The organism is Streptomyces sp. NPDC031210 (genome assembly GCF_055570395.1).
The window spans coordinates 386,549-398,029 of record NZ_JBVIHH010000005.1; the positions used below are offsets into that span (position 1 = coordinate 386,549).

The following is an 11,481-nucleotide window of genomic DNA, read 5'->3' on the forward strand; positions in this document are numbered from 1 at the left end:
AGACCCGGACCCCTGGACCGACAAGGCACCGGCCGGGCGGCGGTCCCGCCGGGTTCGCCGCCCGCTCGCCCCGCCGCGCCCGTGCGCGCGCGAGGGTGGAGGACGCGCGCTGTCCTAGTTGGCCCTTACCTTCGGAACATGAGCCCCTCCCGTCCCCGTATCGAGACCGCCGGCCGCCGCGCCCGCCTCGGACGGCGCCATCTGCTCGCGCCCGCGCACCGGGCCGCCACCACCGAGGAGGTCGCCGAAGCGGTCGTGGCACTGCACGCCACCGACGCCGCGACCGTCCACCTGGCGGCCGGCGCCCGGCTCGCGGTGCCGGGCCCCGCCGACGTCGAGCGGGCGCTGTACGACGACGTCTCCCTGGTACGGCTGCTGTGCATGCGCCGCACCCTCTTCGCGGTCGGCACCGGCCTCGCGCCGGTCGTGGCCTCCTCGACCGCGCGGGCCATCGCCGAGAGGGAGCGGCGCGAGATGACCAAGTGGGTGACGGGCAGTGTGCCGGGCTGGGACGAGCGGCGGCTCGCCGAAGTGGAGGCCAAGACCCTCGCCGCACTGGCCGCGCGCGGCGAGGCGACCGCGGCCGACCTCGCCGCCGACGTCCCCGACCTGCGCGAATCGGTTGTCGTCGCGGCCGGCAAGCCGTACGCGGCCAAGGTCGCGGTCTCCAGCCGGATCCTGCGGGTCCTCGCCGCCGAGGGCCGCCTCCGGCGCGGCCGGCCCCGCGGCGGCTGGACCAGCAGCTCCTTCCGCTGGGCGCGCGGCACCGCGCTCGCCGACCTGCCCGCTCCCCCGGCGGCCGAGGCCCGGGCCGCGCTCGCCCGCCGCTGGCTGGCCTCGTACGGCCCGGCCACCACCGACGACCTCAAGTGGTGGACGGGCTGGTCGCTCACCGACACCCGGCGGGCGCTGGCCGAAACCGGCGCGGTCGAGGTCGCCCTGGAGGACGGGACCACCGGCCTGGCCCTGCCCGACGACCTCGAACCGGTCGCCCCGCCCGAGCCGTGGGCGGCCCTGCTGCCCGCCCTGGACCCCACCGCGATGGGCTGGAAGGCCCGCGACTGGTACCTCGACCCCGGCCACGTCCCCCGGCTCTTCGACCGCAGCGGCAACATCGGGCCCACGGTGTGGTGGAACGGCCGGATCATCGGCGGCTGGGCCCAGCGCGCGGGCGGCGAGATCGTCTGGCGTCCGCTGACGGACCATGGCGGCCGCGCGGCCGCCGACGCGGTGGCCGCCGAGGCGGCCCGGCTGGCGGACTGGGTCGGCACGGTCCGCGTCACGCCGCGCTTTCGCACACCGCTGGAGCGGGAGCTGAGCGCGTGAACCGGTCCGGCGCCGGGGCGGGTGGTCAGCCCGGGCGGTAGGCGCCCGTCGCCTGCTCGTAGATCCGGTCGACCTCGCGGCGGCCGTCGTCCGGGCCGATGACGAGGACGAGGTGATAGCGGCCGTCGTGGATCATCGCCAGGTTGCGCACGTAGACCTCGCGGCCGCTGCCGTCCCGCCAGGTGAAGGTGCCCTCGGCCATCGCCGTCTTGCCGACGTCTATCCGCCGCAGGCCCGAGGACGTCGACCAACTGGAGTCGCGGTACGGGCCCAGCTCCGCCTCTTCGTCCTGCTGGTAGGCCATCGGGTCCGCGCCGAACCGGGCGGTGGTGTCACGGCCCGGCACGATCACCAGCTCGTAGTCCCCGCCGGTGTACCGCACCTGTCCGCGGTCGTCGGCGCCGCGCCGCTGCCAGCCCTCGCGGACCGCGACCTGGAAGCCCCCGGGGTCGCGGCGCAGCTCGAAGCCCTTGGCGAGGTCCGCGGGCGCGGTGGTACCCGGCGCTGCCGTGCCCCCCTCGCCGCCCGTGCCCCCGCCCTGCGCCGCCTGCTCGTCGCCGCCCTCGCGCTCGTCCGGACCGCCGTTGCGGCCGTCGTCCGGCGCGGGGCCGCCGCCGGTTGACCGGCCCGCCGAACCCGACGTGCCCACCCGGTCCGCGCCGTCCTGACCGGCCTTCGCCCCGGACTTCGGCAGGAACACCATGGCGTAGAGGACCGCGCCCACCACCAGGAGCATGATCAGACCGAGCAGCAGCAGGCCCAGTCGGTGCGGCTGCCGCGCCGGGCCGGACCGCCGTGCCCGGCCGGCCCGCTCCGGCGCGGGTGCCAGACCGACCTGCCCCAGCGTCGCCTGCTCGTACGGGACCTCCGACGGCGGCCCGGGCCGGCGCGCGGACGCGTCGGGCCCCGGCGCAGCGGGCTTGCGGGACCTGGTCGGCCTGGCGGACCTGTTCGGCCTGGCGGGTTTGGTCAGGGCGACGGGCAGGGCCGGCCCGAGCGGGCCGGGCTGCTTCGGCAGGCGTGGCGGGCGCGCCTCTGGGGCGGCCGGCGGAGCCGGCGGGTGGTGCCCGCGGGCCCGGCCCTTCTTGTGCCGGGCCCGGCGGACCAGTTCGCCGCGGCGCCGCAGGATCGGCAGCCGCCGCGGATCGGCGGCCTCCCCTGGAGCGGGCAGCGTCACCAACCGGCTGCCCAGCTCCGGTTCCGGCGCCGTACGCACCAGCGAGCGCAGCCAGCCGCGCAACTCCGCCATATCCGGCCGGTCGGCCGGGTCCTGACGCAGCAACGACTCGACGACGGGCCGCAGCGCACCGCACTCCTCGGCGGCGGCCGGCGGCTGCGAGCAGACCAGTCGCGCGAGTTCGGGCGCGCTCTCCTCGGGGAACGGCGGATGCCCCTGGACGCTGCGGAACAGCAGCGCGCCGACCGCCCACAGGTCGGTCGCCGGGCTCACCGGCGGCGCCAACCGCCAGTGCGCGTGCACCGGCCCGGCCCGCTCGGGTGCCCAGCGTTCGGTGACCGGACCGACCACCTGCAACCGCGCCTGCCGCGCCCGCTCGGCGGCGAGCGGGGCGGTGGGGCGGCCGTAGGGGGCGGGCGCGTCGGCCGACGGCGCCCGGCGGGCCGCCGGAACGATTCCGCTGTCCGCGGCGGCCTCCCGACCGGGCCGCGGCTCGCCCTCCGCTCCGGCCTCCGGCAGTCCGGCCCCGACGGCCGCCGCCCGAGCCCCCGCGCCGTAGGAGGCGCGAGCACCCGATGCCGCCGCCCCGCCCGTGCCGGACCCGTCCGGGGCGGGTGAACCCCCCTTCGCAAGAGACCCGTTGGCGGGGATCGAGGCTCCGTCCCCGGGCTCCGCACGCTCTCCCGTACGCGCCGCCGGCACCACGACCGCCGTCTCCCCCGCGTCCTGCGCGGCTCCCGGCACCGGCTCGTACCCGCACAGCGCCTCCTGCGCCGCGCCCACCGCCAGGCCGCTCAGGATCGCGCGGCCGTCGTCGCAGACCAGGACCGTGCGGGCGGTGATGTTGCGGTGGGTCCAGCCGTGGGAGTGCAGGGCGCGCAGTGCGGTGAGCACGTCGGCGGCTATTTCCGCGGCGCGGTGCGGGGAGAGGGGACGCTCGGCGAGGAGCGCGGACAGCGGGCGGGCGGCGATGAGTTCGCCGGCGATCCAGAGGCTGCCGTCCTGCGCGAAGACGTCGAAGACCTGCTCCAGGCGCGGGTGATCGGGCAGCCGCGCCGCCGCGGTCGCGGCCTCCAGCGCACGGCGCACGACGGGGTCGCGCGGGTCGCGATCGGCCCCGCCGGCCGCGAGCGGCCCCACATCGCGGCCGGTCCCGCGCCCCCGCGCACCGGGCCCGTCGGTCTCCGCGTCCGCATCGCCGGGGCCCGCGCTGTGCCCGCCGACGAACTCCGCCTCCACCACCTCGGGCAGCGGCACCTGGCGGACCAGGACCTCCTGCGCGCTGTAGGTGTCAAAGGCCCACGTCTCGGTGAAGTCGTCATCGCCCGGCGGCCGCAGCGGCAGGCGGTAGCGCTCGGCGAGCACTCTTCCCGCGTACTCGTCCACGACGCCTCCCCACAGCGCGCTGTCCGCCGTCCGCCCGGAGCCGGCCGGTGGCGCGCGCCCGGCGGTCACTTCCGGTTGTCTTCGCGCGGAGCGCGAACGCGTACGGTCTTCGGTCTCTCACGATACGTGCCGGGCCCGGAGGTTGGGACGCTCTCGGCCCGGTCACCGGTTCCCGGGCGCGGCGGTCCGCGCCCGGGCGGCCGTCGTCAGTCCTTCACCGCGAAGGTCTTGAACGCCGTGTCGCGCAGTTCCCGGCACTCCTTCTCCGACCAGGCGTCCGCCTCGCAGGTGATCATGATGGCGTAACCGTGCTGGTCATCGGCCTTGAAGCCGCGGTTGAGCACCCGCACCTTCGTGCCGTCCTGCTTCCGCGTGAACGACCAGTCGGCGACGGTCGGATAGTTCCGCCACCGTACGGGCCTGATGCGGATGAGGTGGTAGTCGTCGCTTGAGGCGCGCACGCTCGGCTCCAGGCTGCGCCAGGCCGCGGCGGCGTCGGTGCCGGGCTTGGCGTTGTAGTCGATCTGGATGCGCGGGAAGCCGCCCGAGGCGCTGTATATGGCGCCGGAGCCCTGCCCGGCGGTGGCCGTCTGCTTGAAGCCCCCGGGCATCGCCATGGTGAAGTGGAACCTGTCGTTCGACTTCGGGGCGAATCCGCCGGGCAGGGACTTGGCGCTGTCGGGAGTGGCGCTCGGCGTCTTCGGCGGCGCGGGGGCCGGCTGCTCCTGCGCGGAATCCTCGGCGGCGTCCGGCCGGTCGCCGTCGTCGTTCTTGTCGCTGGAGGGCTTGGCGTGGCCCGCCGACGCCTTGCCGCCCTTGCCCGCCGACTTGGCGCCCGCCGCCTCGTCACCGTTGAGGGCGAAGGCCAGCACCGTGCCCAGGACCGCCAGGACGACGATCACGGCGGCGATGATGAGGGTGCGGCGCGGGACGACATCGGTCACCGAGGCTCGCGGGACGGAGGGCCGGCCACCGTCACCGGGTCTGGAGTCGGGGCGCGCCGCGGCGGAGGCGGCGGCGTTGCGCACCGCCCGCAGGGCGCCGCGCATCCGCTCCTTCGCGGCCTCCGTGTCGAATGCCGGACGGCTCGGCGAACGGTCCGCGCTCGCGGCCGGGCGGCCCTCGGCGACGCCGCCCGAACCGCTGCGGGCGGGCGCCGTCTTACGGCCGGCGGCCTCGGCCGGCCTCGCGGGCGCGGCGGCGGCGGCCGGCACCGGCGCCTCGGCGCCGCCGGACGCCGCCCCCGGCTTCGCCTTGGGCGTGCGCGGCCCCCGCGCCTTGACGGCGGCCTTCGGCTTCGCCGGCCTGGCCGGTGTCCGCTCCTTGGGCGCCGAGGGCAGCACCATCGCGCGCGTGGCGTCCATGGCGGGCTCGGGCGGCTGCGGGCCGGTGTCCTGCGGCGCGTGGATGACGTCCAGCAGCAGGGCCCGGGCGCCGGCGTCGTCGAGCCGGGCCGCCGGGTCCTTCACCAGCAGTCCGTAGATGACCTCTTCGAGGGCGCCGGCGTTCTTCGGCGGCTCCACGGGCTCGGTCATCACCGCCGTCAGCGTGGCGATCGCCGAGCCCTTGTCGTACGGGGGCACGCCCTCGACGCACGCGTACAGCAGTCCGCCCAGGGACCACATGTCGGCGGGCGGGCCGGGCTTTTGGCCGCGGGCGCGTTCGGGGGAGATGTAGGAGGGGGCGCCGACGAGCATGCCGGTCGAGGTCACGGAGGGGTCGCCCTCGACCTGGGCGATGCCGAAGTCGGTCAGGACGACCCGGCCGTCGTCCGACATCAGGACGTTGGAGGGCTTCACGTCGCGGTGCAGGATGCCCTCGCGGTGGGCGGCGCGCAGGACGTCCAGGACGGCCAGGCCCACCTCCGCGGCCCGGCGCGGGTCGAGTGCGCCGTCGTCGCGGATGAGTTCGGCCAGGGAGCGGCCCTCGACGAGTTCCATGACGATCCACGGCCGGTCGTCCTCGTCGACGACGTCGTAGACCGTCACGGCTCCGTTGTTGCGGATCCGGGCGATGGCCTTGGCCTCGCGCAGCGTGCGGGTGATCAGACGGCGCTTCTCGTCCTCCTCCACGCCGCCGGGGAAGCGCAGCTCCTTGACCGCGACCGTGCGGCCCAGCACCTCGTCGCGTGCCCGCCAGACCGTGCCCATGCCGCCACGGCCGAGAACATCGGCGAGCCGGTACCGGCCGGCGAGCAGCCTGCCCTCCTTGCCGTCCATCTCGACCTCGTCGCCCACTGCATCCCCTCTGCAATCCAGCCGAGTTGGCACCTTCGATTTCCCATCGAGCACCAAACTGGCCCAACTCGGACAACCCACCCTGGCAGAGCCTTCATTCTCCCTCATCCGCGGCCATGGGGAAGGCCCGGGTCCATACGGGACGGCGGCGCGCGCACCCGTCATGATGGCCCCGACGAACGGGAGTCCCGATGACGATGCGCTCACCCCGCGCCGCCTCGGCCCGCGGCACCGGCCCGGCACCGTGGCGGGCCGGGCGCCGCCGGCGCGCCACGTCCGGGGTGCGCGCGCTCGCCGCCCAGGTCACCCTGGCCGCCGTCGCCCTGACGGCCTGTACGGACGGGGACCACGTCATCCCGGTCCCGCCGGTGGGGAGCGTCTCCCAGCCGCCGGCCACCACGGTGGGGGCCCTGCGCCAACTGGTCGCGGACGGGGCGCCGGGCGCCGCCTCGCTGATCACCCGGGACGGCCGTTTCTCCGGCTCGCGGTTCTCCACGGCCGGCGTCGCCGACCTGCGCAGCGGGCGTCCGATGGGCCGCGACGACCGCTTCCGGGCCGGCAGTCTCACCAAGACGCTGGTCGCGACGGTCGTCCTGCAACTCGTCGCGGAGGGAAAGCTGTCCTTGCGGGACACGGCGGCGGCCCGACTGGCGGCCGGCGCGCCGACCACCGGAAAGGGCGACCTCGACGATCTTCGAAATGTGACGGTCCGCCAGCTACTGGACCATACGAGTGGTTTGTTCAACTACACCGAGGACGGCCGGCTCGCCCAGGAGCTGTACGGCAAGGGCTTCGGCGCCCACCGCTACGACCGCCACACCCCGGCCGAGCTGCTGCACATCGCCCTGCGCCACCCGCCGGCGACCGCTCCCGGCGCCGGGGAGGGCGGGGCGGGCGCCGTCTTCGCGTACTCCAACACCAATTACACAGTCCTCGGGATGATCATTGAGGCGGTCACCGGCCGCCCGTACGCCGAGGAGATCCGGCGCCGCATCATCCGCCCCGTCCAACTCACCGGCACCTCCTTCCCCGGCACGGACCCGGCGCTGCCCGCACCGCACGGCCGCGCCTACTCCCGGATCGGCGACCGGCGGGTGGACACCACGTCCTTCGACCCCAGCCGGGCGGGCGCGGCGGGCGAGATGATCACCACCCTCGGGGACCTCAACCGCTTCTTCTCCGCCCTGCTCGGCGGCAGGTTGCTGCCGCCCCGCCAGATGGCCGAACTGCGCAGTGAGAAGGGCACCGGCGGCTCCTACGGGCTGGGGCTGTTCGCCACGGAGCTGCCGTGCGGGGTGACGGTGTGGGGCCACAACGGCGACATCAACGGCTCCTTCGCGCAGGCCGCGGGCACCGACGACGGGCGGCATCTGGTCAGCTACCGGGTCAACACCGACGCCCTGGCCGACCCCGAGGACGGCACCGACGTGCTGGCCGCGGAGTTCTGCGCGTGAGATGCCCTGACATGCCCCGGCCGGACGGTCCGGCCCGGGCGCGCCGTCACAGCGGCACGATGTCCGGCGCGCCCAACCGGGCCGCGTCCGCCGTCAGATCGTCCGGCTGCCGCTGCGATTCGCGCTCCGCCTCGACCCGCTTCTCGTAGTGCGCGACCTCCTTCTCGATCTGGTCGCCGTCCCAGCCCAGCGCGGGCGCCATCAGTTCGGCCACCTCGCGGGCGCAGCGGGTGCCCCGGTCGAAGGTCTCGATCGAGATGCGGGTGCGGCGGGTCAGCACGTCGTCGAGGTGGCGGGCGCCCTCGTGCGTGCAGGCGTAGACCGCCTCGGCCCGCAGGTAGTCGTCCGCGCCCGTCAGCGGTTCGCCCAGTGAAGGATCGGCCACCACCAGCTCCAGCAGTTCCTCGGTCAGCGCGCCGTAGCGGTTCAACAGGTGCTCGATGCGCGCCACATGCAGTCCGGTACGCGCCGCGATCCGGGCCCGCGCGTTCCACAGCGCCTTGTAGCCCTCGGCCCCGACCAGCGGCACGTCCTCGGTGACGCACTCCGCGACCCTGCGGTCCAGCCCGTGCACGGCCTCGTCCACGGCGTCCTTGGCCATCACCCGGTACGTCGTGTACTTGCCGCCCGCGACGACGACCAGCCCCGGCACCGGATGCGCGACGGTGTGCTCGCGCGACAGCTTGCTGGTGGCGTCCGACTCGCCGGCCAGCAGCGGCCGCAGGCCCGCGTAGACGCCCTCCACGTCGTCCCTGGTCAGCGGCACGGCGAGCACCGAGTTGACGTGTTCGAGCAGGTAGTCGATGTCGGCGCTGGACGCGGCCGGGTGCGCCTTGTCGAGATCCCAGTCGGTGTCCGTCGTCCCGATGATCCAGTGCCGCCCCCAGGGGATGACGAACAGGACGCTCTTCTCCGTCCGCAGGATCAGCCCGGTCGTGGAGTGGATCCGGTCCTTGGGGACGACCAGGTGGATGCCCTTGGAGGCGCGCACGTGGAACTGCCCGCGTTCGCCGATCAGCGCCTGCGTGTCGTCGGTCCACACACCGGTGGCGTTGACGATCTGCCGGGCCCGGACCTCGTACTCGCCGCCCGCCTCACCGTCCTGCACCCGCGCGCCGACCACCCGCTCGCCCTCGCGCAGAAAGCCCACGACCCGTGCCCGGTTGGCGACCTGCGCGCCGTACGCGGCGGCGGTGCGCACCATCGTCGCCACATAGCGCGCGTCGTCCATCTGCGCGTCGTAGTACTGCAGCGCGCCGACCAGGGCGTCCTTCTTCAGGCAGGGCGCCACCCGCAGGGCGTGCTTGTGCGACAGGTGGCGGTGGAGGGGAAGGCCGCGGCCGTGGCCGGAGGAGACCGACATGCCGTCGTACAGCGCGACACCGGAGCCGGCGTACCAGCGCTCCCAGCCCTTGTGCTGGAGCGGGTAGAGGAACGGCACCGGCCGGACCAGGTGCGGGGCCAGCCGCTCCAGCAGCAGCCCGCGTTCCTTGAGCGCCTCTCTGACCAGCGCGAAGTCCAGCATTTCCAGATACCGCAGTCCGCCGTGGATGAGCTTGCTCGACCTGCTGGACGTGCCCGAGGCCCAGTCGCGGGCCTCGACCAGGCCGGTGTCCAGCCCGCGGGTCGCCGCGTCCAGTGCCGTGCCGGCGCCGACGACTCCGCCGCCGACCACCAGAACGTCCAGCTCCCGCTCGGCCATTCGGGCGAGCGCCTCGGCACGCTCCGCCGGTCCCAGTGTCGCTGTCTTCACCACTGCCTCCCGCTGTGATCGGGGCCACACCCCCCGTCCGTCGATTGTGTCCGCGCTACGTGCCCGTATCCACCCTTCGCCCAGTGCGGGCAACACCCCGCCACCTTGATCGACCAATCCCCATTCTGGGTCAAATGTCGGCTTAGTCTACTTATGCGCCATCCGGAATCGCTCGGGAAGGACGGCTGCCGCCATGCCCGCAGACCTCGCCGTCATCGGACTCGGCCACCTCGGCCTCCCCCTCGCCCAGGCCGCCACCGCCGCCGGCCTTCGCACCATCGGATACGACCCCGACCCCCGGGCGGCCACCCCCTCGGGCGGCGGGCCGCTGTCCGCCGCCGAGATCCGCCGCCTGCTCGCCGCCGGCTTCCGCACCACCGCCGACGCCACCGCGCTCGGCAAGGTCCGTACGGCCGTCATCTGCGCCCCCACACCCCTCGGCGACGACCGGGCGCTCGACCTGACCGCGCTCGCCGACGCGGCGCGCACGCTGGCCGCGCGACTGCGCCCGCACACCACGGTCATCCTCGAATCGACCGCCTACCCGGGCACCACCGAGGAATTCCTGCGCCCCCTCCTCGAAGCGGGCTCGGGCCTGACCGCCGGCCGCGACTTCCACCTCGCGTGCTCCCCCAGCCGGCACGACCCCGGCAACCGCACCCACCGCTACGGCAACACCCCCAAGGTCATCGGCGGCCTCACCCCCGCGTGCACCGAGGCGGCCGCCGCGTTCTACAGCCGGCTCACCGACAAGGTCGTACGGGCCCGCGGCCCGCGCGAGGCGGAGACCGCCAAGGTGCTGGAGACCAACTACCGCCACGTCAACATCGCCCTGATGAACGAGATGGCGGTCTTCTGCCACGACGTCGGCGTCGACCTGTGGGACGTCATCCGCTGCGCCGAAACCAAACCGTTCGGCTTCCAGTCCTTCCGCCCCGGCCCCGGCGTCGGCGGCCACGCCGCCCCCGTGGACCCCAACTACCTTGCCTACAAAGGCCGTTCGCCCGGCTACCCACTGCGCATGGTGGAACTCGCCCAAGAGGTCAACGGCCGCATGCCGCGCTATGTCATCCAGCGCTGCGCCACCCTGCTGAACGAACACGGCAAGTCCGCCCGGGGCGCCCGCGTCCTGCTCCTCGGCGTCACCTACAAACCCGACATCGGCGACCAGGAAGGCTCCCCCGCCCGGGAGATCGCCTCCCGCCTCATGGAGCTCGGCGCCCACCTCACCTACCACGACCCCTACGTCCCCCAGTGGACCGTCCTGGACCGCCCGGTCCCCCGCGCCGACTCCCTCTACGAGGCCGCCGCGGCCGCCGATCTGACGCTCCTGCTCCAGCCGCACCGCACGTACGACCTCCAGGGCCTGTCGGTCAAGGCCCAGTTGCTCCTCGACACGCGCGGCGCCACCCCCACGGGCGCCGCCCACCGGCTGTGAAACCCCGCCGAAGGCTTCGAACAGGTCACGGTCCGCAAAGACGTTGTGAGCATGCCAGGGCACGCTGCTACTTTTGGCCCCTCATCCACGCTTCTTCCTCGGGGGACCACTATGAGCCAGTCCATGCCGCCTTCACCCGCGCAGCCGCAGGACGGCACCGCCGCCACGGACTTCCCGGCACCGCCGGCCCGCACCGGCAAGCCCGGGCTCGGGATCGCCGCGGGCGTCGTCGTCGCCCTCGTCGTCGCCGGTGTCTACGGCGCGATCCTCAAGGCCACCGACGGCGCCTCGATCGGCTACGCGGCCCTGATCATCGGCGCGGCGATCGGCGCCACGATCGGCAAGCTCGGCGGACGCGGCCCGGCCCTCCCCGTGATCGCCGCGGTCCTCGGCCTGCTCAGCTTCTACCTCGGCCAGATGCTCGGCATGGGACTCCTGCTCGCCGAGGCCGGGCACACCACCGCCACGGCCGTGTTCCTCGACCACTTCGACGCCGTCAACACGCTCTGGAAGACCTACCTCGGCCCGATCGACGCGCTCTTCTACATCCTGGCCGCCGTCGGCGGCTTCAGCACCACCAAGAAGACGGCCGAGTAAGCGGCACAGCACGGCGGAGGGGGGGGGGGGGGGGGGGGGGGGGGGGGGGGGGGGGGGGGGGGGGGGGGGGGGGGGGGGGGGGGGGGGGGGGGGGGGGGGGGGGGGAGGGGGGG

The 11,481-nt window shown here is 74.8% G+C and carries 7 protein-coding genes; 4 read left to right on the plus strand and 3 right to left on the minus strand.

The annotated features are described in order from the left end of the window. The first annotated feature begins 138 nt into the window (after positions 1-138). Entirely contained in the window at positions 139-1,326 is a 1,188-nt protein-coding gene (locus tag ACZ45Z_RS13070; RefSeq protein WP_468360739.1) for a winged helix DNA-binding domain-containing protein, read from the plus strand. 25 nt (positions 1,327-1,351) lie between these two features. On the opposite strand, the gene ACZ45Z_RS13075 is transcribed toward ACZ45Z_RS13070, so the two are convergent. Beyond that, the gene (locus ACZ45Z_RS13075) at positions 1,352-3,889 is read right to left on the minus strand and encodes a protein kinase (RefSeq protein WP_468360821.1); all 2,538 of its coding nucleotides are present in this window, start codon (positions 3,887-3,889) and stop codon (positions 1,352-1,354) included. A 206-nt stretch (positions 3,890-4,095) separates the two neighbouring features. Continuing rightward, positions 4,096-6,126, minus strand: a complete 2,031-nt coding sequence (locus ACZ45Z_RS13080; RefSeq protein WP_468360743.1) for a protein kinase domain-containing protein — start codon at positions 6,124-6,126, stop codon at positions 4,096-4,098. A 191-nt stretch (positions 6,127-6,317) separates the two neighbouring features. On the opposite strand from ACZ45Z_RS13080, the gene ACZ45Z_RS13085 reads away from it, so the two are divergent. Further along, the gene (locus ACZ45Z_RS13085) at positions 6,318-7,580 is read left to right on the plus strand and encodes a serine hydrolase domain-containing protein (protein ID WP_468360746.1); all 1,263 of its coding nucleotides are present in this window, start codon (positions 6,318-6,320) and stop codon (positions 7,578-7,580) included. A 46-nt stretch (positions 7,581-7,626) separates the two neighbouring features. Here the strand turns inward: ACZ45Z_RS13085 and ACZ45Z_RS13090 are convergent, their stop codons facing one another. Then, entirely contained in the window at positions 7,627-9,333 is a 1,707-nt protein-coding gene (locus ACZ45Z_RS13090) for a glycerol-3-phosphate dehydrogenase/oxidase (RefSeq protein WP_468360749.1), read from the minus strand. Positions 9,334-9,526: 193 nt separating this feature from the next. Between ACZ45Z_RS13090 and ACZ45Z_RS13095 the strand changes: the two genes are divergently transcribed. After that, entirely contained in the window at positions 9,527-10,771 is a 1,245-nt protein-coding gene (locus ACZ45Z_RS13095; RefSeq protein WP_468360752.1) for a nucleotide sugar dehydrogenase, read from the plus strand. Positions 10,772-10,894: 123 nt separating this feature from the next. After that, positions 10,895-11,368: a hypothetical protein gene (locus ACZ45Z_RS13100; RefSeq protein WP_468360755.1), complete on the plus strand. Its 474-nt coding sequence runs from the start codon at positions 10,895-10,897 to the stop codon at positions 11,366-11,368. The last annotated feature ends 113 nt before the right edge of the window (positions 11,369-11,481 follow it).

What these genes read in the sequence shown, in the direction of transcription:
- ACZ45Z_RS13070 (WP_468360739.1), top strand. Translation starts at nt 139, where the DNA reads ATGAGCCCCTCCCGTCCCCGTATCGAGACCGCCGGCCGCCGCGCCCGC.
- ACZ45Z_RS13085 (WP_468360746.1), top strand. Translation starts at nt 6,318, where the DNA reads ATGACGATGCGCTCACCCCGCGCCGCCTCGGCCCGCGGCACCGGCCCG.
- ACZ45Z_RS13095 (WP_468360752.1), top strand. Translation starts at nt 9,527, where the DNA reads ATGCCCGCAGACCTCGCCGTCATCGGACTCGGCCACCTCGGCCTCCCC.
- ACZ45Z_RS13100 (WP_468360755.1), top strand. Translation starts at nt 10,895, where the DNA reads ATGCCGCCTTCACCCGCGCAGCCGCAGGACGGCACCGCCGCCACGGAC.